Source organism: Bifidobacterium olomucense (genome assembly GCF_012932375.1).
In the GTDB taxonomy this organism is placed as follows: Bacteria; Actinomycetota; Actinomycetes; order Actinomycetales; family Bifidobacteriaceae; genus Bifidobacterium; species Bifidobacterium olomucense.
The window spans coordinates 141,992-166,749 of the sequence record NZ_JAAIIG010000004.1; the positions used below are offsets into that span (position 1 = coordinate 141,992).

19 protein-coding genes and 1 tRNA gene are annotated in these 24,758 nt (G+C 58.3%); 5 read left to right on the plus strand and 15 right to left on the minus strand.

The genetic code is table 11. The features are described from left to right. The first annotated feature begins 103 nt into the window (after positions 1 to 103). Positions 104 to 1,972: an ATP-binding protein gene (locus tag G1C97_RS06070; RefSeq protein WP_417852210.1), complete on the plus strand. Its 1,869-nt coding sequence runs from the start codon at positions 104 to 106 to the stop codon at positions 1,970 to 1,972. A 102-nt stretch (positions 1,973 to 2,074) separates the two neighbouring features. Continuing rightward, positions 2,075 to 2,353, plus strand: coding sequence for a WhiB family transcriptional regulator (locus tag G1C97_RS06075; RefSeq protein ID WP_003835265.1), 279 nt, complete (start codon positions 2,075 to 2,077; stop codon positions 2,351 to 2,353). Positions 2,354 to 2,556: 203 nt separating this feature from the next. Here G1C97_RS06075 and G1C97_RS06080 read toward each other — a convergent pair whose 3' ends face one another. From G1C97_RS06080 to G1C97_RS12260, 3 genes are all read right to left on the minus strand, one after another. Further along, complete coding sequence (locus G1C97_RS06080) at positions 2,557 to 4,044, minus strand: sensor histidine kinase (RefSeq protein WP_100496011.1); 1,488 nt, start codon at positions 4,042 to 4,044, stop codon at positions 2,557 to 2,559. Between the two features lie 45 nt (positions 4,045 to 4,089). Beyond that, entirely contained in the window at positions 4,090 to 5,094 is a 1,005-nt protein-coding gene (locus tag G1C97_RS06085; protein ID WP_240951029.1) for a serine hydrolase, read from the minus strand. Positions 5,095 to 5,187: 93 nt separating this feature from the next. After that, the gene (locus tag G1C97_RS12260; RefSeq protein ID WP_240951030.1) at positions 5,188 to 6,507 is read right to left on the minus strand and encodes a serine hydrolase; all 1,320 of its coding nucleotides are present in this window, start codon (positions 6,505 to 6,507) and stop codon (positions 5,188 to 5,190) included. A gap of 217 nt (positions 6,508 to 6,724) precedes the next feature. Here G1C97_RS12260 and trhA point away from each other — a divergent pair, with 217 nt between their 5' ends. Next, positions 6,725 to 7,699, plus strand: coding sequence for a PAQR family membrane homeostasis protein TrhA (gene trhA, locus G1C97_RS06095; RefSeq protein ID WP_205832542.1), 975 nt, complete (start codon positions 6,725 to 6,727; stop codon positions 7,697 to 7,699). An 88-nt stretch (positions 7,700 to 7,787) separates the two neighbouring features. Here the strand turns inward: trhA and G1C97_RS06100 are convergent, their stop codons facing one another. The 3 genes from G1C97_RS06100 to G1C97_RS06110 all read right to left on the minus strand — a co-directional run bounded on the left by G1C97_RS06100 (position 7,788) and on the right by G1C97_RS06110 (position 9,498). Then, positions 7,788 to 8,267: a GreA/GreB family elongation factor gene (locus G1C97_RS06100; protein ID WP_100496013.1), complete on the minus strand. Its 480-nt coding sequence runs from the start codon at positions 8,265 to 8,267 to the stop codon at positions 7,788 to 7,790. A gap of 122 nt (positions 8,268 to 8,389) precedes the next feature. Further along, a complete protein-coding gene (locus tag G1C97_RS06105; protein ID WP_100496014.1) occupies positions 8,390 to 8,797 on the minus strand; it encodes an FKBP-type peptidyl-prolyl cis-trans isomerase in 408 nt (135 codons plus the stop codon). A gap of 131 nt (positions 8,798 to 8,928) precedes the next feature. Beyond that, the gene (locus tag G1C97_RS06110) at positions 8,929 to 9,498 is read right to left on the minus strand and encodes a cadmium transporter (RefSeq protein WP_169241001.1); all 570 of its coding nucleotides are present in this window, start codon (positions 9,496 to 9,498) and stop codon (positions 8,929 to 8,931) included. A 409-nt stretch (positions 9,499 to 9,907) separates the two neighbouring features. On the opposite strand from G1C97_RS06110, the gene G1C97_RS06115 reads away from it, so the two are divergent. Then, positions 9,908 to 9,986, plus strand: a tRNA-Leu gene (locus tag G1C97_RS06115). Positions 9,987 to 9,988: 2 nt separating this feature from the next. Here the strand turns inward: G1C97_RS06115 and G1C97_RS06120 are convergent. The 9 genes from G1C97_RS06120 to G1C97_RS06160 all read right to left on the minus strand — a co-directional run bounded on the left by G1C97_RS06120 (position 9,989) and on the right by G1C97_RS06160 (position 23,256). Next, positions 9,989 to 10,990 carry a Ppx/GppA phosphatase family protein gene (locus G1C97_RS06120; RefSeq protein ID WP_169241002.1) on the minus strand — a complete coding sequence of 334 codons (1,002 nt, stop codon included), beginning with the start codon at positions 10,988 to 10,990 and terminating at the stop codon, positions 9,989 to 9,991. A 49-nt stretch (positions 10,991 to 11,039) separates the two neighbouring features. Beyond that, positions 11,040 to 11,606, minus strand: coding sequence for a DUF501 domain-containing protein (locus G1C97_RS06125; RefSeq protein WP_169241003.1), 567 nt, complete (start codon positions 11,604 to 11,606; stop codon positions 11,040 to 11,042). Further along, complete coding sequence (locus G1C97_RS06130; protein WP_205832543.1) at positions 11,603 to 12,271, minus strand: FtsB family cell division protein; 669 nt, start codon at positions 12,269 to 12,271, stop codon at positions 11,603 to 11,605. Before G1C97_RS06130 ends, G1C97_RS06125 begins: the two co-directional genes overlap by 4 nt. A gap of 98 nt (positions 12,272 to 12,369) precedes the next feature. Further along, complete coding sequence (gene eno, locus G1C97_RS06135; RefSeq protein WP_100496018.1) at positions 12,370 to 13,668, minus strand: phosphopyruvate hydratase; 1,299 nt, start codon at positions 13,666 to 13,668, stop codon at positions 12,370 to 12,372. A gap of 227 nt (positions 13,669 to 13,895) precedes the next feature. After that, entirely contained in the window at positions 13,896 to 14,846 is a 951-nt protein-coding gene (locus G1C97_RS06140; protein WP_169241004.1) for an aldo/keto reductase, read from the minus strand. A 138-nt stretch (positions 14,847 to 14,984) separates the two neighbouring features. Then, positions 14,985 to 18,533, minus strand: coding sequence for a transcription-repair coupling factor (gene mfd, locus G1C97_RS06145; protein WP_417852213.1), 3,549 nt, complete (start codon positions 18,531 to 18,533; stop codon positions 14,985 to 14,987). A 91-nt stretch (positions 18,534 to 18,624) separates the two neighbouring features. Further along, on the minus strand, positions 18,625 to 19,224 hold the full coding sequence (pth, locus tag G1C97_RS06150; RefSeq protein ID WP_169241005.1) for an aminoacyl-tRNA hydrolase: 600 nt from the start codon (positions 19,222 to 19,224) through the stop codon (positions 18,625 to 18,627). A 122-nt stretch (positions 19,225 to 19,346) separates the two neighbouring features. Further along, positions 19,347 to 19,898 carry a GNAT family N-acetyltransferase gene (locus G1C97_RS06155; protein ID WP_169241006.1) on the minus strand — a complete coding sequence of 184 codons (552 nt, stop codon included), beginning with the start codon at positions 19,896 to 19,898 and terminating at the stop codon, positions 19,347 to 19,349. Between the two features lie 82 nt (positions 19,899 to 19,980). Beyond that, a complete protein-coding gene (locus tag G1C97_RS06160; RefSeq protein ID WP_169241007.1) occupies positions 19,981 to 23,256 on the minus strand; it encodes a UPF0182 family membrane protein in 3,276 nt (1,091 codons plus the stop codon). 169 nt (positions 23,257 to 23,425) lie between these two features. On the opposite strand from G1C97_RS06160, the gene G1C97_RS06165 reads away from it, so the two are divergent. Next, positions 23,426 to 24,724 (plus strand): glycoside hydrolase family 3 protein, encoded by a 1,299-nt coding sequence (locus G1C97_RS06165; protein ID WP_169241008.1) that lies wholly within the window; start codon positions 23,426 to 23,428, stop codon positions 24,722 to 24,724. The last annotated feature ends 34 nt before the right edge of the window (positions 24,725 to 24,758 follow it).

Here is a 24,758-nt window from a genome sequence, read left to right on the forward strand (position 1 = left end):
CGGCCGTCGCCAAATATATGTGGTATGTGGATAACTCGTCAAGCTGGAACCACATTCCCCATTCCGGCTTGCGTCGGAACGCCGGCACATTCACGCTGAATGTATGAACCGCAATCATCGAACGAGATTCCGTTCTCGTACACGCCGTTCCCATAACCCGGCGGCGCAACGCGCCGGTAGGCGAACATGCGCAGAGCGCCTCATGGTATTCGCCACGGTATGTCCGCTGGCAGCTCAAGTGTTGATGATTGTCGTCATGGCAATCCATGGGCAGTGGCTGTTCGCTGCAATGATCATTCCCGGCGCGATCGGCTATCTTGCTTCCATGCTCTCGTCAGCCTCCGCGGAAAAACACCCATCGCAGCCTACGCTTTCCCCAGCGCACGAGCACGTTCATTCCGCAGAAGCAATCACCGGCGAATCGCCTCATAAGCCTCAGTCTATGGAGGCCGCACCGACATGCACCGTCGAAGCATTGCTGGATTTTGACCATCTGCCATGGCGCACCATCATCGGTTATTGGACGCGCCAGAGTCATCCGGTCGACCTCGCTGTGCCCATTGGCATGACAGCTCACGGTCCGTTCATCCTTGATCTGGCGAAGCAAGGGCCCCATGCGCTGGTTGCGGGGACCACCGGATCAGGCAAATCGGTGTTGTTGCAGAACTGGTGCCTTATGCTGGCGGCGAAGAACCGCCCGGAATCGGTGAACTTCGTCTTTCTGGACTTCAAAGGTGGTTCGGCGTTTCAATCATTGGAGCAGCTGCCGCACACTGTAGGCAGCGTCAGCGATCTGGATCTGGCACATGCTGCCCGTGCGCTGCGTGCGCTGGAAACCGAGCTGACCCGTCGCGAGCAACTGGTCGCTGCGGCCAAGGCATCGTCAATCGACGATATGCCATCACCTCCTGCACGATTGATTGTGGTTATCGATGAATTTCATGCGCTTAAGGATCGGCTTGCGAATTACATAGACCGTCTGACCCGTATCGCATCACTTGGTCGTTCTTTGGGAATGCATGTGATTGCATGCACCCAGAACCCGATAGGCCAAGTTAATGCCGATATGAAAGCGAACATGTCGATCAGCATCTGCTTACGGGTGCGCGACCGCATGCAATCCGTTGAACTGCTGGGCGATGGCAGAGCCGCACAGATCAGTCCGTCAGCGCCGGGAGCCGCGTTCTGCAACGACGCCGAAGCGATTACGGCATTGCGATGCGCTTCGATACGCGATATCGCACGAGTGCAACGGCACATTGGATGGGCGGCACGCTTCATGGACGGCCCCGTGCAACCGCTGCTTTTTACCGCGCCCCTGCCTCGTAAGGTATCCGATCAGACAAAGGAAACCATGGCTGGCATGGTGTCGGATCATATCTGGTTCGGGCTTGCCGATAACGGCATCACGCTCGGCGATGCTGCAATATCGCTGCGCCGCGGCAATGTCGCCGTTATCGGAGCTATGGGCCGGGGCAAGACCACACTGTTGAACGTGCTCGCCAAACATGCCGCCAACGCATCAGGGCTCGCCGTATATCTGTATATCGCACAGCGCAATGGGCGGGTTGTGCAACGGTTTCGCGCCGAAACCACACACGATGCATCGCCGAACGTGCGTATGCGAGATGTGCCGAAACCGCCGCACACGGTATGGATCGTCGATGATGCCGACGACCTGCTTGATCCGTTCAACACCGCGACGGAAGCGTTGGCATTCAGGCGTGCATTGGCGGACAGCGAAACCAGCGTAGTGTTCGCCGTCAGCGCACCGAGGCTCGTTCGTGTTCCCGAACACTGCACCACTCGGATAATCTTCCCGTTCGCGGACCGCACCACGGATCTGATGGCCGGAATCCCGGCGGATCTGCTGCATCAATTCGGTGCGACTGATATGAACATCGCAGGACGGGGCGTATTCATCGATGGCGGCACAGCCTGTCTGGTGCAGTGCGCCGCACAGAATCTGTAACTTTCTCAAGGCAACCTCTTGAAAAACCGCTCGGTTCGTGGTTTCCTTGTTACTGGACTTTAGGAATAATACCAGCCACGGGGCTTTTAAGGGAGGCAAGCAATGAGCAGCGCTTTTGATTGGCGAGCCAAGGCCGCATGTCGTGACAAGGATCCGGAACTTTTCTTCCCTGTGGGCAACACGGGTGCCGCTTACCAGCAGATTGAAGAGGCCAAGGCCGTATGCCGCACCTGCAAGGTGATCGACGCATGCCTCAAGTGCGCGCTGGACACCAATCAGGATTACGGTGTCTGGGGCGGTTTGAGCGAGGACGAGCGCCGCGCCCTGAAGCGCCGCGCCATGCGTGCCCGCCGCTCGCAGGCCATGCAGATGCAGATCTGATTCATTGCTGTCAGCCGCGTCATCCGGCACTGACAGCATGACGGGAATCGGGGATCCTCAGTAATGGAGGGTCCCCGATTTCCGTTACGGACAATGTGGACAGCATAGGTAAGCCACATAAAGTGATTGCTCGCGTTTCGCCGTTCTCGATGGAGCAAGGGGCAATAAGCAAGCAATCACAGATGTTCAAATATCGTGCTCGATCACTCCTCCTGAGCAGCCCGAAGCTTCATGTCAAGCACCACGCGGGTACCACCTTCCCGCCGCGGCTCCCAATGCACCGACCCCCCGAAATCGTTGGTCACGAACGTATTGATGATCTGCGTGCCCAGGCCGGAACCGGAGGATCGAGCCAGGCCGCCCTGCTCTTCGGAACCCAGACCGGAACCATCGTCTTCCACCACTACATTGAGATTCGGACCGGAGCGTCCAACGGAAATGGTGATCTGCCCCTCCTTGCGCCCCTCGAAACCATGCTCCACGGAATTGGTGATCAGTTCTGTCAGCACCAGAGACAACGGCGTGGCGTCCTGCGCCGGCATCATGCCGAACTTGCCGATGAATCCGATGGAGATATGCTGGTCCTTCATAGTGGCCAAATCCACGGCCATACGAAGCAGGTTGGAAATCACCTTGTCAAAATCGATGATCTCGTCAGCGGTCTGGCTTAAGCCTTCGTGGACCATAGCGATGGTCTGCACGCGGCGCTGCGCCTCTTGCAGTTCCTTCTTGACTTCCTCGGATTTGGTCTTACGCGCCTGAAGACGCAACAAGGCAGATACGGCCTGCAGATTGTTCTTCACACGATGGTGAATTTCGGAAATCGTAGCGTTCTTGGTCTGCAGTTCCTGTTCACGGCGTCGCAGCTCGGTGACATCGCGGCACAGCAGAATTGCCCCGACACGACCATTGTTGTCATATAACGGCAACGAGCGCATGGAGACGGCCGACCGGTTGGCGTTCAATTCAGAGTCCACCGCCGCCTTGCCAGCGAGTACCAGCGGCAAGGTTTCAGGAACCGGATCGTTTTCCTGCAGCAGCTGGGTGCCGAGCTCGCTGAGGTAGTGGCCCGGCATGGTGGTCAGCAGACCAAGACGGCGGAAACAGCTGATGGCGTTGGGAGACGCATAACGCACTACACCATCCATGGTGAGGATAATGAAACCATCCGCCACTCGTGCGATATGGCGCTGGCTCATCACCGCATCCTGATAGGGGAATTGTCCGCGTGGGATCATCTCATACAGCTGCTTGCCGGCATTGATGCTTTCGGATTCGTACCGGCCATTGGATTCGCGGGTGGCCATATTGGTCTCCCTCACCACCAGACCAAGCGTCTTGCCATTGTGACGGACCGGAGCATACACATTGCAGACCGTAGCCTTGCCCACGCTTCGCAAGACGGTGGAACGGAACACGACGCTCGACTGCATGGCGGCGTCCAGTTCACCGGCCATATCCTCGGGCATGATGTCCCCCACCACGTCTTCGGCGCGCAATGTCATCACTGTGGAGGGACGGCATTGCTCCGCCACCACATATTTGCCGTCACCGTTTTGTACCAGCAGCAACAGGTCGGCAAAGCTCAGGTCGGCGATGACCTGCCAGTCGGCGACCAGATGATGAAGCCATTCGCGGTCCTCATCGTCGAAATCAGGACGTGTTGCGAGGATATGTGAAAAATCAGCCATGCTTTCTATCATACGCAGGTGAACGGTCTCAATCACATGTTGCCGTCAAGATGTCATCGACTCATACACCTGCGCGGACAACGCCGCAATCTGTTGTTGCGCCGTTGAGGAAACCACACCCGAGGTCATGACAACCATCACATAATCATGATCGCCGCCACTCACATCCTTACCCCAGATAATGGCGGCATCATTCTCGACGCCAGACAATTCACCGGTTTTGTTGGCCACCTGGATGCCGTTGGGCACGCCGGCCGGGATTTTGGCACGACGCGTCTGTCCGAGCAGCAGGTCAAGCATGGACCGGCTTGCCTGTTCGGATACCAGTTTTCCTTGGTAAAGCTCTTTGAGGAATCGACCGCAATCAGCAGCGGATGTCCAATTCTCGGTACCGGTGCCATCCGTTCCGGCATCAGCGAGTGCGCGCAGCTGACGAGAATCCCGGAATCCGTATCGGGCAGCAGTCTGCGTGACTCGCTGCATGCCTGTGGCCATATCACCATCGCCAAGCATAAGCACCAGTTGGTTGGTGGCCGCATTCGAGCTGACGGTAATCATCTGGTTCATCAGCATATCGATGTCTTGTCCGCCGGTGTTCAAGGTACCCTGCTCAATACCGTCCTGAACGGCGAGCATGACGTACAGTTTGATCTCTGAGGCGGCGACCATCGGCTGGTCATTGACGTTGACGATTGCACCCGTGGCCAGATCTTCGACATAGACAGACCACGTGCCACCGTTGCTCCGGGCGGCCGAATCGACCGCCGACTGCACGGCGTGGATACGATTTGAAGCTTTCTGCAATGTTGCGTTTGGCGAGGGGACGGCATCGCGGTCCAAGGTGTCGGAGCGTGACGTCTCAGCTGTGTCCTGATCCGACTGCGCATGTTGTTCGGCTGATTCGCGCGTGCCGGCGGCTGATGATGCAGGAGGTTGGTTGTGGTTTGCCGAATCATGCGCGTATAGCATGTACAGGCAACCGGAACCGAGCGCTAAAGCCGCAAGCAACGCCATGACAATAATCACAATCGCATGATTTCGTCTCTTCATGGCTGCACCGACCGGCCTGGCATGTTTGCGGCTGGTCCTGCACGATTGCGCATGGGACTGGATACGTCGAACCATGATTCTCTACCGTTTCACTCATTGATCCAGCGTGCTGTCCACACTGGCCAACACTTTGCTCATTAGTTCCGCGGCTACCGCTTGCCCCTGATTCTGCGTGACCACCGACACCGCTGCCTTATGGCCATGGGCTTCCACCACAGCGAAATAATTCCATGTATTCTGTATGCCCTGTCCTCGATGGGCATGTACCGTCATGCCTGAGGGGATCACGACTCCCTCGGACGCGATGTCCACATTCATCAGGTCCGATGCACCTTTGGCATCGACAGCGGCCAGCATGCGCGTAGCGTCCTTGGCGGAAGAATAGTTCTCATATCCGGCGTTGCTGGCGGCCACATCACCGTAGTCGCGGTTGAACGTCGTGTTGCCGTAACCATTCGAGGATGCCCAGGAATTGACGCTGGACCATCCGCCCAACGCTGCCGCCGCGGCATTGCCGGCGTTGTTATCCATGTCGCTCATCATTACACTTGCTTGGGATTTGGCGTTGTCATCGCCATTGGATTGAGCGGCAAGATATACCGGCAGGTACAGGCCGGCGGCCACGAACTGGGTCCCAGCCTGTGTGGTTGCGGCTACGGTGGCATCCGCGGCATCGGTATCATCATCAATGACCAGCGCCGCCACGGCAACATCTGACGATGAATACGAATCGGCGATGCCAGACAGTTGACTGGATGTGATTACCGGCACTGCAGGTTCGGATTCCTTACCGGTCTCTTTCCTGGTGTCGCTCTTGGATTCGTCTGCCCCCTCGGAATCCTCGGATGCGTCTTTGCCGCTGTTGGCTTTCTTCTTGTTCTTGGAAGAGCTTCCTTTCGAGTCGGCAGAGTCATCGCCCTGCTCTCCGTTCTCCACTGTCTCGGCCGAGGACGCCTGTGCGGTCTGTGTCTGGTCGGATGAGCCCCACACGCCCATGGCATGAGTGATGAACAGTCCGATCGCCAACGCCACCGCGCAGATCGAGACGAGCAGGACTGCGATCAGCGCATTGCTGCCCTTGTTGGCATTGCTGGCGATTCCAGCCCCGACAGATGGCGCTGCGGCGGGGTTTGCCGGCGCATTCGTCGAGGTATTGGACGTCGTCGAGGATGTGCTCGGGACAGCGGCTGCCGGCATAGGAATGCCACCCTGAGCGGTGGACCCCGGCATATTTGCCGTTGGTTGTCCGTTCGCGGCATCCGGATTCATCAAGGTTGGCCCATCACCTTCAAAACCCGGCATCGGAGGCGCGGCGGAGACGCTGCCGGAAGGGCGCTCCAAAGGAGATCCGCACTGCGAGCAGAAGGCGTCATGCTCATTGTTGGCAAATCCACATTCCGTGCAGTACACCATGTTGCTCTCCCTCGTCCCCGCGAACCGGTAATCAATACCCTCATCGTATCGCCGCACGTTCTCTTGTGGCCATACGATCCCGATTTTGCACGCGACGGCAATGCCGCCTGTCCGGAGAGTACTGTTTTCAGTGAGCAATATTGACAAAGGCAAAAGTTACGCTAACGTAGGTTACGGGAACGTAAGGAAACGTTCGCTCTGGTGAAACGAGGGCCATATGGCATCAGCAAGCAGCGAGGCATACGCCTCCACAACTTCGTCCGGAACACAATCCGAACCGACGACTCCTCATGGATTCAAGCGTATCGGTCACACGTCAGACCCCAGTGTGGAAGCAAAACGTCAGGCCGCCATCGAGGCACGCGAACAGGCGTTGCAGGCCAAGGCGGACGCAATCCGCGCCAAGGGCCAATTCAAAGCCGAAACCATTCGCGCCAAAGCCGAGGAGAAGGCACGTCGCGTGCTGGCCAAATCGGAAAACCATGCCTTGAAGGTAGAGGGTATAGCCCCTGCGGAAGTGGCGCGCAAGATTCGTCTGGACGTGCACGGTCGGCCCAAGCCGCTCATGCGCGGCTGGATTCACGCCATAGCCTCTCCCCTATCGTTGGCTGCCGGCATCGTACTCATTTGCCTGGCACAGGGTGCAGGACTCAAATGGGCGTGCGCGGTGTTCATGACCGCATCGCTGGTGTTGTTCACGAACTCGGCCTGCTATCATCTCGGCGATTGGAGCCCCCGCGTAACCGACGTATTGCGCCGCATCGACCATGTGAACATCTTCCTGCTCATCGCGGGTACATACACACCGGTCTCATTTGCACTGGAACCGTTCTGGCGCAATTTCATCATCATCTCAATGTGGGCGTGCACAACGGTGGCATTGATTATCCATGTCATCTGGATCAATGCACCTCGTTGGCTGTACACCGTGGTGTACATCATCTTCGGCATCTACGGGCTGGCCTTCATGATGCTGTTCTGGAATTCCCCATATGCCGGTCCGGCAGTGGTTATTCTGCTGTGCTCGGGTGGCGCATGCTATATTCTCGGTGCCATCGTCTATGCCCTGCGCAAGCCTGATCCCTGGCCACGCGTTTTCGGCTTCCATGAGATTTTCCATTGCGGCACCGTCGCCGGATACGCTTGCCATATGGTGGCGATTTACATGGTGATCGTCTCGCTGTGGAGCTGACCTGCGTCTATCGCAACGAGAGAAGACGACGTCTACCAAAAAGCCTCTCCCCCAACGGGGAGAGGCTTTTTAGCGTAGAAAGGCCGTGTCAGGCAAGCGGTTTCGCAGCCTTGACCGTCACGGACAGCTCACGACCGTTCGGCGCGGTGTAGGAGACCACGTCCCCGACCTTCGCACCTTCGATGGCCTTGCCGATCGGCGAATCCGGGGTCATGATGTCATAATCGGTACCAGCCACAATGTCACGGCTGCCCAGCACATAGGTCATCTCATTGCCGTTGAGCTCAATGGTGACCACGGAACCGTTGCCTACAGTGCCTTCCGGAGCGTTTTCGATAATCTTGGAATCGCGAAGCTTCACAGTGAGCTCGGTGATGCGGCCCTCGTTCTTGCTCTGAGCCTCGCGCGCAGCCTGATAGCCGCCGTTCTCGGACAAATCGCCTTCGGCGCGAGCCACAGCGATCTTGTGCGCGATCTCCTCGCGCAATTCGCCTTCGCGGTACGCAAGCTCTTCCTTCATCTTGTTGTACGCTTCCTGCGTCAGCAGGTAGACCTTATCTTCAGCCATATCGTCCTCCTGAACCATGGTTGAAACCAGTTGAAACTATTCGTATCAAACTCTTGTGCACATGCTGTGCAATATGCAAAAACGCCGGCAAACACCGGCGTTCCCTTATCCGACGCGAATCGTCAGCGGGTGGAAATGATGTCGATGACGAACACCAGTGTGTCACCGCCGCCAATGCCGGCCTGCGGGATGCCGCGAGAACCATAACCATACTCCGGCGGGATGGAAACCACCAGACGCGAGCCCACATTATGGCCGGGAACGGTCTGATCCCAGCCCTTGATGACCTGACCGACGCCGATGCCGAAGCTTGCCGGCTGATGACGCGCAAAGCTGGAGTCGAACGGCTCCTCCTTGCCCCACACCACGCCATGGTAGTTCACCGTAACGGTATCGCCGCGACGAACCATCGGGCCATCGCCTTCGGTCAGCTCCACGACCTTCAGACCCTTCGGGGCCTCAGGAGCAGGAAACTCAATGACGGGCGTGGTACCGAACTCAGCGTTCACGTTGGGCATCTGTTCTGCCATTAGTCCTCCTTGTACAAACGCAACGCGCCCTACAATAGCACTATTGCACGATTGGACGAAACGGACGATACCGAAATCTCACGGGTTCCTTTGCAAAAACAATCCACCGGCGCACCGCCACCATCAGTGGACTAACGGCCAAGCGCCGAAAACATCATTACCAGCACCGCAATACCGGCAATGGCCAGGACCAGTTGCACCGCCAGTAGGCCGAAAGCCAACGCCTTGCGCTTGGCAAGCCCGACTCCGTACAACTGCGCCAGCAGGAAGGCAATGAAGCCAAAGACAACGTAATTTGCAGTAAGCGCCATGACATCACCGTTGGCAAGTACCACGCCATTCAACGGCTGGTCCAGCGAGTTCATCAACGAGCTCATGACCAACATGCCCCAAACGCCATACGCGATGGCCCCCACTGCGGCGTATACCCACGGTCTGACCGATTCCTTGGCACGCACGGTCAGAGACTCCGCACACCACAGCAGAGCGAAGCCGACAACATAGGAAAACGCCACTGCAACGAATACCACCGCGAGCGTCCAGGGCAGCAACGCCGCCACATTGCCGATCATGGACAGATAAAAGCCTGAGCAAGCGATGGCGCCAACGGTCAGAGCAGTGCCCACCATAATACCTTGGGCAAGCATGGTGGGCAGCATGCCCGATTCGACTCGTTCGACTTCGGTCCAGCGTGAAGCCATGACATTCCTCGCTTCTCATTGACGGTTCATTACAACGTGGAACAGGGTAACGTGCGTTTGTTTCGAAACAATCCGCTCGCTCACAATGAAGCATGAGAAGGCAGAAGAGGATTATACCGTGCATCCAATATAAGGTGCCTCCGATGGGCTGAGCCGTGAAGCGGACAGCCCAGTGGGCTGTCCGTAGGCGAAGCCCGAACGAGGCAATAGCCGAGTGAGGGTGACATCAAGTCCGGCTGTAAGCCGGTCAATGATTGCTGGGCCGAAGGCGAGCCGTGAAGCGGACAGCCCAGTGGGCTGTCCGTAGGCGAAGGGAACGGCTATGCCGCGACGGCTGAGCGAAGCTCGGCAACCCGCAAGCCGCATCCGTCTCGGGGTGACGTACAATGGTACGGTTGGTTTATCCAACGCCTCCGTGGCGAAATGGTATACGCAGTCGACTTAAAATCGATCGCTTCGGCTTGTGGGTTCGAGTCCCATCGGAGGCACCTTACTGCGCGAGCAGGCGACGCCCATAATCGAGCACAATGCCGTCCAATAGGCCATGTTCACTGGCCACATACGAATCGATGGCGATACCATGATCGGCTTTGGCGGCCTCACTGACCCGTGCAAGTACACGATTCCAAACCACCGCACCGCCGCCGACCACGTCGATACGACCCGGATGAATGGTCTTGTATTCACTGCGTTCGGCGCGAGTCATGTTGAGGAACCGGTCGTCCACCGCATACGCCTCATCCAGACTCATCCGATGCCCGTCCACCAGTGTGTGATCATATTCGGTCAACCCCATGGCCAAGGCGGTCATCGTGGTGACGGTGCCGGACACGCCGATGATGGTACGTGCCTTACCGGCATCCACATGCGCAAACGCCTCATCGATATGCCGATCGATATCCTCATAGGCTTCCGCGATTTCGTTCTCGGTCGGCGGGTCGGTTTTCAGATGGCGTTCGGTCATGCGCACGGATCCGATATTCATGGAGAACGCACCTTGCACTTGCGTGGTAGGCGCGCTGACTCCGTCACCGCCGATGACCAGTTCGGTGGATCCTCCCCCGAGATCCACCACCAGATACGGCGCCTGCAAATCTCCTCGGCTGACCACCGAAGTGGCACCCAAGAAACTGAGGTCCGCCTCTTCGGTACCGGGGATGACCTCGGGACGCACCCCGAGAATGGATTCGATGCCGTCTTCAAATTCTTCACGGTTCTCGGCATCACGCGTGGCGGATGTAGCTACGAAACGTAATCCGTCCACCGGATGCTCGGCGAGTACCCCGGCGAATTCACGGGCCGCCTCATACGCGCGTTCCAAGGCTTCCTCGGCGAACCGATGGGTTTTGTCTACGTCCTGTCCCAGACGAATCACACGAAGGATACGCGGCACGATAGTGTGCATGCCGTTGGCGTCTACTCTCGCGATTTTCAGCCGAATCGAATTGGTACCGCAGTCGATGCCCGCCACGGTTACGAATTGCTTGCTCATGGTTCTCTCCCTGACTTTGCAGCTTATGATTCCGTTCACTGATCGAGATTCATGCTTCCAACGTGCAACGGCAAACGGTGGGATCGAATTCGTCCTTGACGCGTGCAAGCACCATATCTCCAATCGGATTGGAGCCCGGCCCCATCACCAGACTTTGGGCCAACAACGCATGGAGGCACTTGACGCGTACGGGCATGCCGCCGGCGGAGGTACCTTCGATATGCTCCTCGCTATCGCCGAGGCGACCGGCGAGTTCGTGACGGAACGCCAGATACAATTTGTGGGCGCGTTCATAAGCTGCCCGCAAATCATCGTCGGCGGCGAGCATGTCATTGTATTGCTGCATGACGCCTGCAGCCTCCACATGAGAGGCAGCCTTGACCGCTTCCGGTCCGGTCAAGTAGCACGTAGTGGGGAAAGGAATGCCTCCGGGCAGCACCGGACGCGTAATCACGGCCAGAGGGCGGCCGCATACGCAGCGGGCTCCTACAGCCACCATGCCACGGGGATAGCGACCAAGCTGACGGTTCACCATATCGATGTCCTGTTCGGTCGCCGGTTCGGCAAGTACACGGTCTACGAGGGCTTTGGCTTGAGCGGTGATGTCAATGGTCACTGTTGGGTGTCCTCCCCTGTGTTCTGGTCAGTGTTTTGCTGTTCGGTATTGTGATCGGTGTCATCTTGCCCATCTTGGCTGCTCTGGTCGCCGGAGTCGTTCGATGATGAGCTTTTATGGTCATCCGAGGATGTTGTACCTGATGATTCTTTGCCGGAGGTATCGTTCACCGGTTGGTCCGCCTGCTGGAACGCGTAGGCGAGTTCCTTATACCAAGGCAGCACTTTTTTGTCGGTTTCGCTGGATGACGAGGAATCACCATCCGTGTTCTGTCCGCCGGTGACCGCCTCAGGATGCAGCACCCGCACCGCCTGTTCTCCGGGGAACACAAAGCCGAGACGCTCACGCGCTTGCGCAGTGATATAGGCTTTGTCGTTCCAACGCTTGATGTCGTTCTCCAAATCCTGTTTCTTGGCGATCAGCGAAGCTTCCTCACGCTTCAAACCGTTGAGCTCGGCAAGATTCAACGCATACGTATGGAACGTGGCGACCAACTGAATGGTGCCAAGCGCCACGATAAACAATGCCACGAAGAATGCTATGGGCCCTGCGCTCAGCGTTGCGCGAGCCTGCACCTTGCCATTTCTGCCCGAAGCCGCGGATTTGCCGGTCTTGCCGAGCGCTCCGGACTTACCAGACATGCCGTTTCGGGATTGCTTGCTCATGACATACGAAAATACCCGCCGCATTCGACTGAACGAATACGACGGGTAGTGCAATCACAGGAACATCACACCTTTACTGGCGTTTCAGTTCCTTGAAATCACTTGGCCAGGTACTTCTTGCAAGCCTTGAAGGCGCTGTAGCCGGCGTACTGAGCGGTGGAGCCGAGCTCCTCCTCGATCTCCAGCAGACGGTTGTACTTGGCAACGCGCTCGCCACGGGCCGGAGCACCGGTCTTGATCTGGCGGGTGTTCTTGGCAACAGCCAGATCGGAGATGGTGGTGTCCGGGGTCTCGCCGGAACGGTGGGAGACCATGGAGGTGTAGCCGGCGGTGGTGGCCAGCTCGATGGCGTCGAGGGTCTCGGTCACGGTACCGATCTGGTTGAGCTTGACCAGCAGGGAGTTGGCGGCACCCATCTCGATGGCCTTGGCCAGACGAGCCGGGTTGGTGACCAGCAGATCATCGCCGACGAACTGCAGACGATCGCCCAGCAGCTTGGTGATGGCGGTCCAGTCTTCCCAGCCTTCTTCCTGGAACGGATCTTCGATGGAGACGATCGGGTACTCCTCGATCAGCTGCTCGTAGAAGTCGAGCATGTACTGGGAGTCGCGGTCGTCACCCTCGAAGTGGTACTTGCCGGTCTCCTTGTTGTAGAACTCGGAGGAAGCGACATCGAGGGAGATGCCGATCTGCTTGCCGGGCTCGTAGCCGGCAGCGGAAATGGCGTCCATGATGTAGTTCAGGGAGTCCTTGTTGGACTTCATCTTCGGAGCGAAGCCGCCCTCGTCGCCAAGGCCGGTGTTCAGGCCTTCCTTCTTCAGGACGTTCTTCAGGGTGTGGTAGACCTCGACGCCGGCGCGCAGAGCCTCGGAGTAGGTGTCGAAGCCGTACGGGGAGATCATGTACTCCTGAATGTCGGTGGCAAAGTCAGCGTGAGCGCCACCGTTCATGATGTTCATGTTCGGCACCGGCAGGATGTGACCGTTGGTGCCACCGATGTAACGGTACAGCGGCAGGCCGGCGGACTCGGCGGAAGCGTACAGGGCGGCCAGAGAGACACCCAGAATAGCGTTGGCGCCCAGCTTGCCCTTGTTCGGGGTGCCGTCGAGCTCGATCATCAGGTCATCCAGAGCGCGCTGATCAGCGGCGTCCATGCCGATGACCTTCGGAGCGATAACCTCGTTCACGGCCTTGACAGCGTCGAGAACGCCCTTGCCGCCGTAGACGGACTTGTCGCCATCGCGACGCTCCCAAGCCTCGGCCTCACCGGTGGAGGCGCCGGACGGGACCAGGCCACGACCCTCAGCGCCGTCCTCGGTGTCGAGGATGACCTCGACGGTCGGGTTGCCGCGGGAATCGAGAATCTGACGCGCGTACACGCTTTCAATTACTGCCACAACTACTCCTTAAAACGGTTGTGTATCTAATGACAGTCTTAAGAGTAGTGCGATTTGTGGACGTTACGCACAACACGCCCAAAATTTGGTGTTAGCGCTCACATATTGCGGTCATGTGTTGCGCTCGCACATTGTCGCCATCGCTGTGTCTTGACATGCCATGCACACCGCGACACAAATACCGATGGCACCGGCGATGCCGTTCCACCGCCGGTGCCTCCCGTTGATCATCGGGCCGCATTCCCGTTGAGATACTCGATTTCCTCCTGCGACAGGCGCAGGTCCACCGCTTGGAACGAATCTGCGATCTCCTGTGGATTGCGCGCGGAGGGAATCGTGAACAGATACGGGTATTGCGCCAGCTCCCAGGCAAGCGTGATCCGCTGATACGAACAGTCATGGGCCGCGGCGATTTCACGGAAACGGTCGAACAGCCTCTCGTTGAAAGGATCGAGGAACCCACCGAGCGGCGACCAGCAGACAAACGCCAGTCCTAGTTTGCGGCAGGTTTCCATCGTGTGCTCAGGATCTCGATGAACCGGTGAGAACTGATTCTGAACCGCCACAAGACGGCTTCCCAGAATGCGGTGAGCGGTTGCGATGTCTTCATTACCGATTCTGGAGATGCCGACGGTTTTGACCACACCTTCATCCACAAGCTGTTTGAGCGCGCCCATCTGATCTTCGTAGGGCACTTGCGGATCGTTGCAGTGCGAGTACAGCAGGTCGATCGCATCCACGCCGAGACGAAGCGCCGATTCCTTGGCGTTGGCGATCATGGTCTCCGGACGGGCATCTGCTTGCCAGCCATAGTTGCCTTCACTGTCGAGCGTGCGCAACCAGCCGGTTTTGGTGGCTACAAGCACCTCGTCCCGAGGACCGTTCCAACTGGCGAGCGCGTCACGGACCAGGTATTCGCCGTAGCCCATATCTTCAGGCTCTCCAGTACCAGGCTTGCTGGGAAGATAGTAGGACCAAGCGGTGTCAAGGTAACGCACACCGGCATCGAGGGCGGCGTGGATGGTCATGACGGCTTGCTCTCGATCAGCAGGTCGCCCCTCGATGGCGAGCGCCATTGTCCCCATGCCAAGGCGAGGAATACTGAATCCGGCCAATTCGGCGACCTTGGATGGATAAGGGTTTTCTGCGGCAACCGCATCGCCCCTAGCGCTACGCATTCCATCCTTCATTGCAAAAGCATCATCATTCATGCCTGCCATCGTACCCGCAGCACGGTCCCGTCCCACGGTGTGGGCACGGCTGTCGTCTCACGGCCCATGATTCACGGCCCATGATTCACGGGATGTGAGACGACATCAGCGTTTGCCGGCCGACGGCTTCCATGCGAGATCGTCGAGCAGCTGATTGGTCCATAGCACTATCTGGTCGGAGCTCATCGGTCCTTGACCGAGGGATCCGTTGAAGGGTGCGGACACCAGAAGCTGATGGGTGACCGGACGATACTGGGCGCCCTTGTAGATGCGGGCCATGCGCATCTGAACGGATTCGGGCATATCGATGCGGCCGATACGTACGCGGTTGGATTGAGCCAAAATCTCCGAGACGCCGAGTTTGCGGGCCTTGAACTTCAGACGCGCCACGTCGAACAGAGTCTCGAATTCCACCGGCGGCTTGCCGTAGCGGTCAGTGAGCTCCTCCTGCAGATCCTTCAGATCAGCCTCGTTACGGGCGGAGGCGAGCTTGCGATACGCTTCCAGACGCAACTTGTCCGAATCGATATATTCCACCGGAATGGATGCCTCGATGGGCAGGTCCACGGACACGGCGATCGGCTCAATGTTCTCTTCGGGTTCCTTGTATTTCTCCACGGCTTCGGAAACCATGCGCACATACAAGTCGAATCCCACACCCTCAATATGGCCGGATTGTTCATCGCCGAGCAAGTTGCCGGTGCCTCGCAATTCCAAATCCTTCATGGCCACGTCGAATCCCGAACCGAGCGCGGTGTTTTGCGCGATGGTACTCAAACGGTCGTGCGACTGTTGAGTCATCGACTTAGCCGGGTCATACAGGAAGTAGGCATACGCGCGTTCACGGCCACGTCCCACACGACCGCGCAGCTGATGGAGCTGGGAAAGACCGAAGCGATCGGCATGATCCACGATCAGTGTGTTGGCATTGGAAATATCAAGGCCGGTTTCGATGATCGTGGTGCATACGAGTACGTCGATGTCGCGGTGCCAGAAGTCACGGATGATCTGATCGAGCTGCTTCTCCCCCATCTTGCCGTGGGCGATGCCCACCTTGGCTTCGGGCACGAGTGCGTGGATCCTGTCTGCCACGTGCGAGATGTCCTGCACCCGGTTGTGCACGTAGAACACCTGACCGCCGCGCAGCAGCTCGCGGCGTACGGCCGCGGTGACCTGCGCGTCCTCGTAGGCGCCTACGTAAGTGAGCACCGGCAGACGGTCTTCAGGAGGCGTGGCCAACGTGGACATTTCGCGAATGCCGGTCACGGCCATTTCCAGCGTGCGCGGGATAGGGGTGGCGGAGAGGGAGAGCACGTCCACGTTGGTGCGCAGAGCCTTCAGGGTCTCCTTGTGTTCCACACCGAAGCGCTGTTCCTCGTCGATGATCACAAGACCCAGATCCTTGAACTTGATCTTGGGATTCAGAAGCTTGTGCGTGCCGATGACCACGTCCACCGTGCCTTCTTCAAGGCCGGCAATGGTCTCGTTGACCTCCTTGGTGGTCTGGAAACGGCTCATGGCTGCCACGTTCACCGGGAAGCCTTCGAATCGTTCGGAGAATGTCTCGAAGTGCTGCTGCACGAGTAGCGTAGTGGGCACGAGCACTGCCACCTGCTTGCCGTCCTGCACTGCCTTGAATGCGGCGCGCAACGCGATTTCGGTTTTACCGAAGCCCACATCGCCGCAGATGAGACGATCCATCGGTACGGGTTTCTCCATATCCGCCTTGACCTCGTCGATGGTGGTGAGCTGGTCGGCGGTTTCCTGATACGGGAAAGCGTCCTCCAATTCCTTCTGCCACGGGGTATCCGGGCTGAAGGCGAATCCACGGGCACGCTGACGTGCGGAATACAGTTTGATCAGGTCGTCCGCGATTTCGTGAACATGCTTGCGGGCCTTCGCTTTGGTGGCCGCCCAGTCGGAGCCACCGAGCTTGTTGAGCTTCGGGGCTTCCGCACCGATGTACTTGCTGACCTGGTCGAGCTGATCGGTGGGAATGAACAGCTTGTCCGCAGGGGCGCCACGTTTGGACGGAGCATATTCGATGACGAGATATTCGCGAGTGGTGCGGTTCGCACCGGTGCCGATGGTGCGTTGGCGCATCTCTACGAACCGTCCGATGCCATGCTGCTCATGGACCACGTAATCGCCGGCCTTGAGCTCCATGAGATCGATGGCTTTACGGCGGCGCTTCGGTGTCTTGGCCACGGCTACCGCCGAAGTGCGCCCGGTCAGGTCACGCTCGGTCAGGAGTGCGACCTTGGCGGCACGGTCCACGAATCCGTCGATGGCGCGGGAACGAATGGTCTCGAACGTTGTGATGCCGGTAGTGTTGATGGCGCGCTTGAGTCTGGCAAGCGTGCCTGCCGCGGCTGCGGTGATGGTTACGGCGAAGCCGGCGTCAATGAGTCCTTCGATACCTCGCGTGGCTTTGGCCTCATCGCCTCGGAATTCGGCCGGGTTCTGCGCGTCAAGCTGTACGTGGCCAGCCAAAGTGGTGTCAACGCCGAAACTGGTGAGACGAATCACCTCATGTGCGGAATATTCAAGGGAGCTGATGGTCTCCTCGAAATCCAGAAAACTGGCCTCATCGAAGCTGATGGGAGCCCCGGCACCGTGCCCAGATGCAGCCACATGCCAACTGGCGGCAAGGAACTCGTTGGCGGTTTTGGCCAAGTCCTCGGCTGACCGGCGCAGTTTCTCCGGATCACTGAGCATGATGGCAGCGTGTTCGGGCAGCAAGGCGCTCACCGGCTCCAAATGGTCCACAAGCGCAGGCATCAAAGATTCCATGCCTTCCACCGGTATGGCGTTGGCGATGGATTCGAGCATATCCTCAGCATTGGGGATCGAGCCTATCAAGGCCTTGGCGCGTTTGCGTACGGCGTCCGTAAGCTGCAGTTCTCGGCAGGCCGTAGCCCATATGGTGGTAAGTCCGTTACCGTAGGTGCGTTGGTCGGAGGCGTGGAATTCCTTGATGGTGTCGATTTCGTCTCCGAAGAACTCGATACGCACCGGATGCGGTGCAGTGGGCGGGAATACGTCGAGGATGCCGCCACGCACTGCAAATTCACCACGGTCCATCACGAGGTCCACGCGCGTGTATGCGTTCTCGATCAGACGTTTGGCCGCCTCATCCAGTGCCAATTCCTCTCCGGTCGTGAACACCAACGGTTCCACGTCGCCCAAGCCCTTGACCACAGGTTGGATGAGGGAACGTACCGGCATCACCAGTATGCGAATTGGACCGAACATCGGATCGGTTGCACTGGGATGCCTCAGGCGGCGGAACACTGCCATGCGGCTGGCCACAGTATCCGCGCGGGGGCTCAGACGCTCATGCGGCAACGTTTCCCAAGCTTCGAGCTGAGCGATGTCGTTCGGGTCGCCGTCATACCAGGAACGCAATGCTCCTACGGTTTCTTCGGCCTCACGTCCGGAAGCCACAACCAACACTACCGGTTTATGCTCGGTGTGGTGATCTTCCTCGTTGTCCGAGCCGTCCGCGGAACCACCCACGCCCTGCGCGACGGCGGCAGCGAGCGCAGGCCGTAAACCTTCAGGAATGCCGACGGTGATGGATGGGTCGGCAGCCGCTTCTTCGGAGGGTTGCACATCGCCGGATACCACCCTACGGAAAGCGGCATCCTGCATCAGGTCATGCAATATGCCGGTCAACGAGCCGTCGATAGGTTCACCGTTGAGTGCGACAGATGGCAGGGATGACTGTTGAGGGGAACGGGCGTCAGCGGCCATTGAACTTCTCCTGGGTTTTGGCAAGCCCCTTGAAGATGATATCTTCAGCGGCATCAGCGCCATCAGCCAGGAAATCAGGCAGCTGTTTACGCTGGTCGGGGCCGAATCCGCCGAGCACCCAGTTCACCGTGTTGTCGTGCGCGTTGGGGCCACGCTTGGCATGGCCCACGCCCATGCGCACGCGTGCATATTTCGGCGTGCCAAGGGACCGATCAATGGATTTGATACCGTTGTGGCCGCCTGCAGAACCACCGGACTTGACTTTGATACGACCGAATTCCAAGTCCATGTCGTCATGAATGACCACGATGTGATCGGGATCGATCTGATAGTAGGCGCTGATGGAGGCCACGGCATTGCCGGAATCGTTCATGTAGGTCAGCGGCTTGGCCAGGAAGAACTTGATGGTCCGTCCGTCGAGATTCATGGCACCCTTGCCGAGCATGGCCAGCCCTTTATGATCGGCGAAGTGCACCGACCAACGTTCGGCCAGCAGGTCGGCGGTCATGAAGCCCATGTTATGCCGGGTGTCCTCATACTTCTTGCCCGGGTTGCCCAGACCCACGATCAGCCAGAAATCCGATGCCATATCCGCTCCTTTACTCGGTCAAACCGTACAGATTGTACTCAACGCCTCCGCCAAGGATGTTGGCGGTCCGAATCCGGCACGCCATGACTGCACGTCTGTCATATGCCGGCGCAATGTGCGCGCTACAGGTCGAGATACCAGTAGGACATGTCTCGCATAGTGCCGGTCGAATCGGCGGCGGCTGCCGGCATAAGACCGAACCGGGTGAATCCGAACCGCCTCATCAGGGCGATGGATCCGGCATTATCGGCGAAAATGATGCCGCATGCCTTGCGCATATGGCGGCTGCGGGCCTCGTCCAGCAGATTGGACAGGAGGAACGTGCCCACGCCCTTCCTTTGCCATTCGGGGGCTATGTAGTAGGCCAGATCGGTGACACCGTCATAGCCGGCACGGTTGTAGAACACCGACAATGCACCGAAGCCGACGACCGGTGAGGGCGCATCGAACGTTCCGAACAGCTCAGGCAACCCATCCGGTTCAGTTGATTCATCTGTGGCCTCTACCACGAAAACGCCATATGGGGGCTTATGCGATTCCAACCACTCACGGCGCTGTTCAACGGTGCGCGGTGTCAGGTCGGCGGTGGAGCCGCCAGCCAGTACAGAGGCATTGTAAATATCGGTGATCGACCGTACATCCCGTGGTTCAGCCGGACGAAATGTGTACGCCATTGCAAATCCTTTGCCGTATGCCTGTGGCCCGTCCCTTATATGGGGGACGGGCCACAGGGGCGTTGCATTACTGATTTATAACTTATTTATCAAGCTCAAGAGCCTTGTTGAGGGCTTCCTCAAGCTGCTGCTGCGCCTTGCCATATGCCGTCCAGTCGCCGTTCTTCATAGCGGACTGGCTGTCTTTCATGGCCTGCGCAGCATCGTTCAACGCCTGTTGGAGTTCGGCGCTGCCGGTACCGGAACCTCCACCGGACTGCCCGGATTGGTTCTGCTTGTCGGATTGATCGGACTGCCCGGATTGACCAGACTGATCAGCCTGATTGCCGTCGGACGAGCCGGCCGAACCAGATGAACCAGTGGAGCCAGTCGATTCCGATCCGCCCGCGTTCTGCGCGTCACCTGCAGAGGCACCGGAATCGCCACCGAATACTTGATCCAACGCCTCGTCAAGCGTGTCGGCAAAGCCCACCTGATCGCCGAAAGCAACCAGCGTCTTCTTAAGCAGCGGGAAGGATGTGGCACCCGACGATTTCACATACACCGGCTGCACATAAACCAGTCCGCCACCGAGCGGCAGGGTGAGCAGATTGCCACGCACCACCTGCGTGTCACCGGACTGCAGCAGGTTGAGTTCCTTGGAGACATCCGCATTGGCGTTGAAGTTGTTCTGCGCCTGTCCAGGACCCGGCACGTTGGAATCCTTAGGCAACTCCTGCAAACGGATGGTGCCGTAATTCGGGCCTATCTTGCCTTGCTCATTGCCTGCATCAGAATCGACGGAGAGGAATCCGGTGAGAATCTCACGGGTCGACTGTCCTGCCGGAATATATGTGGATGTCAACGAGAATATAGGCTCTTCGGTGCCGCCGGTCTGCAACGTCAGATAGTAGGGCGGCTGCAGAATGTCCTGATCCTGCTGCGCCTGCGATTCGGTGGGGTCCACCGGTGTTTGCCAGAAGTCTTCGCCGGAGTAGTACTGGTTGGCCGAAGTGACATGGTACTTGGACAGCAGCTCACGCTGTACCTTGAACAGGCCCTCCGGATAACGCAGATGGCTCATCAAATCGCCGGAGATCTCGCTGAGCTGATGGTATTGGCCGGGGAAGATCTGTTCCCATGCTTTGATCACCGGGTCGGAGGTGTCCCACACGTACAGGTCCACGGAACCGTCGTAGGCGTCAACGGTGGCCTTCACCGAGTTGCGGATGTAGTTCGCCTGCTGTGATCCCAGCGAGGAGACCGTATCCGAGGAGACTGTGGTGGAATCCTGCGTCGAGGTGCCGAGGTTGGTCATCTGCGAATACGGATAGGCGTCGGAGGTGGTATAGCCGTCCACGATCCACTTGACACGACCGTCGACCACCGCCGGGTATACACGACCGTCGAGCGTCAGATATGGAGCTACCTTGGCAACACGCTCCTTGGGAGAACGATCGTAGAGAATCTGCGATTCGCTGGTCACGCGGTCGGAGAAGAGAATCTGATCTGAACCAAAACGAATGGCATAGAGGATTCGAGAGAACAGATTGCCTACGGACGGTCCGCCATCACCCTTGAATGTGGTGAGCGCGCCTTCCGAACCGGTCGGGTAATCGAATTCCCAGGCCTGCGTGCCTTCAGGAGCGCCGACAATCGAATATTCGGTAGTGTTGGGGGAGAAATAGATCCGTGGTTCATACTCCTCGGAATCGGTGAGCTTACCTTGTGTAGGAATGCCGGATTCGAAGAACTCCGGCTGACCGTCTGCAGTCACCTTGTTGCCGTAAGCTGCCACGACGCCGTAACCATGCGTGTAGACGGTATGGTCATTGACCCAGTTGCGGTTGTCATTGCCGTCAAGATCCAGCTCACGGGCGGCGATTACCGTATCTTGAGAGACGCCGTCGATTTCGTATTTATCTACGGCAAGCGTGTCTGCGAAGGTGTAGTACTGCTTGGATTGCTGCAACTGCTTGAATGTGGGGCTGACGACCTGCGGATCAAGCAGACGAATCTGCGCGGTGGTGTCCGCTTCCTTGGCCAAGGCACCCTGCTCGCCCTTGTTGGTCACCTCATACTGCTCGGTTTTGAGCTTGTCAAGACCATAAGCGGCACGGGTGGCGTCGATGTTGCGCTGGATGTAGGTGGATTCCATCTCCTGCGCATTCGGATTCACACGGAACCGCTGCAGCAGCATCGGCCAGGCAACGGTGAGCACCATGGAAATCACCACCACCGTGGCAATGGCAATGACCGGTACGCGCCAGGCTTTGAGCGCCGCGGCGGCACGAACGCCGATCGAGGCCTGGCCTTCCAACGCATGCGAGCGCATCAGCCACACACCCAGCACGACGCCGAGGATGGCAGTGAGGGCGGCCATGATGAACGTAACCGGAATATTGGCGTGTACGGCGGTATAGGAGGCACCGGTGATGCGTGAGCCTTGCACGGTGAGCTGGTCGAATACGCCAATCACCTGACGGGCGGCCCAGGCCAGCATGTTCAGGATCAGCCAGATGCCCAGCTGACGGCGCGCCCGCTTGGTGATGGCGAACAGGCCACGGCCATGCACCGGCATGGTGATGCGTATGCCTCCCATAAGCACATGGGTGGTCAGCGAGAATACGATGCCTACGCCCAGCAGCATGGCCGCGGCCGCCAGCACGAGTTTCAGTCCCGGCAGCACGAAGACATAGAAGCCATTGTCAAGGCCGAATTGAGGGTCGTTGGTGCCGAAATGCTGTGCATGGAACATCAGCAAAATCTCGCTCCAATTGGAGTTGAACTGGGACCCGAAGATCACGCCCACGATGGCGGATACCGCCACGGCCACACGACGCGCGGTCTTCGAACTCACTGATTTGCCGACTTCGATCACATCGCCGTTAATACGAATCGTGGAGCCGTCGGCGGAATCAGGGCGTGCTCGGATCGCCAGCCAGGCGGAGACGAAGCCGGTCAATGCCATCAGCAGCGCATACGCCACCCACAAGCCCACCTTGACACCGAGCTGAGTCCACACCACCGACTGGAATCCGAGCTGTCCGTACCACATCAGATCGGTGATGAACCGGGACAAGCCGAAGAACAGGCCGACGATGATCACCAGCGCCAGCACCACACCGATCAGCACCTTGGATCCGCGTCCGGAGCCAGCGGATCCGCGATGAGGCTCCGGACGGCGCGTCAACCGTGGACCGGACGGTCCACGCGGAGGACGGCCAGAGCCGTTGCCGCTCGTATCACGCTGCGAGTTCGTGGGACCGTCCCCATCGGCCTCAACATTGAGAATGATCGGATCATCATCGTTCGCATCGTCTCGGCGGGAACTTCCGCCATTGCCGAACAGGATTGAGAAAGGATCGTTAAAAGACATGTTCTCAGCCTACAGACAGCCCCCGAACGGTGATTATGCCGCCAGCGCATAGGATGCAGTCCCAACATTCCCAGCAGAGTTTCAGCGTTTCGCCTATTCTCCGACGTTCGTGACAGTTGAGATTGCAGGCGAAACGCCACAGAACACGCCATGTCATAGGCTAAGAGGCATGAGAAGAACACGACCACAGCATCTGCATGTCTCCCCCACCCTTCACAGGGCCTCACACATCGGCACGATAATCACGGCCGTGATCTGCGTACTGGTAGTGTTCATTGCCGGCACGTTGGCTTATGGGTGGCATACCGGCGCACTTGACGCAGTGCTGGGCCATCATAAGTCCACGACGTCATCGGCAGCCGACACACCCGGTGACGCAGGCAAATCATTGCAGCGTTCGGCTTCCCCTGCACCGGCGCAGAAGGACTCTCCCAAAACACAGGCAGAACGACTGGTGTCGGCGATGTCGCTCGATGAACAGGTAGGGCAGCTCGTGATGGTGCCGCTGTTTGCAGGTACTGATCCATCCGCGCTATCTACGGCGATTCAGGATTATCATGCCGGTTCTGCACTGATGATAGGCAACTGGACCACTGGTACGGAAGGCGTCAAAGCCGCCACGGATCAGCTTCAGCAATATGCGCCGGCCAATAATCAGCTCATCATCGCCACTGATCAGGAAGGCGGCCAAGTACAGCATCTGACCGGCACCGGATTCGACACCATGCCGTCCGCGACTGAACAGGGAACGATGTCTTCCGATCAGTTGCGCGCCGCCGCCAAAGGCTGGGGTTCGCAACTGTCTGCCGCGGGAGTGAATGTGGATCTGGCTCCCGTATTGGACACGGTGACCATCAATCGCGCAGCGAATGCGCCGATCGGCGCGTTGGATCGCGACTTCGGTCTGGACGCCGCCGGCAATGCGTCGCATGGTACGGCGTTTATTCAAGGCTTGCGGGATGCCAAAGTCGAATCCACCATCAAGCATTATCCGGGGCTGGGTTCAGTGACCGGCAATACGGATTTCACCACAACCGGCATTGTGGACACGGCCACTACGCTGGACGGCGATGAAATCCGTGCATTTGACACAACGATCCAACAGGCCTCCCCTGCAATGGTGATGATGGCATTGGCCACGTATCAGGCCATCGACCCCGATAATCCCGCCGTGTTTTCGTCCACGATCATCACGCAACACCTGCGCACGGATCTGGGTTATGACGGCGTGATCACATCCGACTCATTGTCGGCCGAAGCTTTGAGCGGATACGACACCACCCAGCTTGGCGTGAAGATGGTCGAAGCCGGAGGCGACCTTGCCTGTATTGGTCAGACTGACTACGTGGAACCGATCATCCGCGGACTTCGTACTCGTGCAGCCGAAGATCAGGACTTTGCCAAAAAGGTGACGGCATCCGCAGTGCGCGTGATGACGCTGAAAATAGAAATGGGGTTGGTCCGATAGCCTCCCGGCGTTTCACAGTCACAGCACAGTCAAC

What these genes read in the sequence shown, in the direction of transcription:
- G1C97_RS06070 (WP_417852210.1), top strand. Translation starts at nt 104, where the DNA reads ATGAACCGCAATCATCGAACGAGATTCCGTTCTCGTACACGCCGTTCC.
- G1C97_RS06075 (WP_003835265.1), top strand. Translation starts at nt 2,075, where the DNA reads ATGAGCAGCGCTTTTGATTGGCGAGCCAAGGCCGCATGTCGTGACAAG.
- G1C97_RS06080 (WP_100496011.1), bottom strand. Translation starts at nt 4,044, where the DNA reads ATGGCTGATTTTTCACATATCCTCGCAACACGTCCTGATTTCGACGAT.
- G1C97_RS06085 (WP_240951029.1), bottom strand. Translation starts at nt 5,094, where the DNA reads ATGAAGAGACGAAATCATGCGATTGTGATTATTGTCATGGCGTTGCTT.
- G1C97_RS12260 (WP_240951030.1), bottom strand. Translation starts at nt 6,507, where the DNA reads ATGGTGTACTGCACGGAATGTGGATTTGCCAACAATGAGCATGACGCC.
- trhA (WP_205832542.1), top strand. Translation starts at nt 6,725, where the DNA reads ATGGCATCAGCAAGCAGCGAGGCATACGCCTCCACAACTTCGTCCGGA.
- G1C97_RS06100 (WP_100496013.1), bottom strand. Translation starts at nt 8,267, where the DNA reads ATGGCTGAAGATAAGGTCTACCTGCTGACGCAGGAAGCGTACAACAAG.
- G1C97_RS06105 (WP_100496014.1), bottom strand. Translation starts at nt 8,797, where the DNA reads ATGGCAGAACAGATGCCCAACGTGAACGCTGAGTTCGGTACCACGCCC.
- G1C97_RS06110 (WP_169241001.1), bottom strand. Translation starts at nt 9,498, where the DNA reads ATGGCTTCACGCTGGACCGAAGTCGAACGAGTCGAATCGGGCATGCTG.
- G1C97_RS06120 (WP_169241002.1), bottom strand. Translation starts at nt 10,990, where the DNA reads ATGAGCAAGCAATTCGTAACCGTGGCGGGCATCGACTGCGGTACCAAT.
- G1C97_RS06130 (WP_205832543.1), bottom strand. Translation starts at nt 12,271, where the DNA reads ATGAGCAAGCAATCCCGAAACGGCATGTCTGGTAAGTCCGGAGCGCTC.
- G1C97_RS06140 (WP_169241004.1), bottom strand. Translation starts at nt 14,846, where the DNA reads ATGCGTAGCGCTAGGGGCGATGCGGTTGCCGCAGAAAACCCTTATCCA.
- mfd (WP_417852213.1), bottom strand. Translation starts at nt 18,533, where the DNA reads ATGCAGGATGCCGCTTTCCGTAGGGTGGTATCCGGCGATGTGCAACCC.
- pth (WP_169241005.1), bottom strand. Translation starts at nt 19,224, where the DNA reads ATGGCATCGGATTTCTGGCTGATCGTGGGTCTGGGCAACCCGGGCAAG.
- G1C97_RS06155 (WP_169241006.1), bottom strand. Translation starts at nt 19,898, where the DNA reads ATGGCGTACACATTTCGTCCGGCTGAACCACGGGATGTACGGTCGATC.
- G1C97_RS06160 (WP_169241007.1), bottom strand. Translation starts at nt 23,256, where the DNA reads ATGTCTTTTAACGATCCTTTCTCAATCCTGTTCGGCAATGGCGGAAGT.
- G1C97_RS06165 (WP_169241008.1), top strand. Translation starts at nt 23,426, where the DNA reads ATGAGAAGAACACGACCACAGCATCTGCATGTCTCCCCCACCCTTCAC.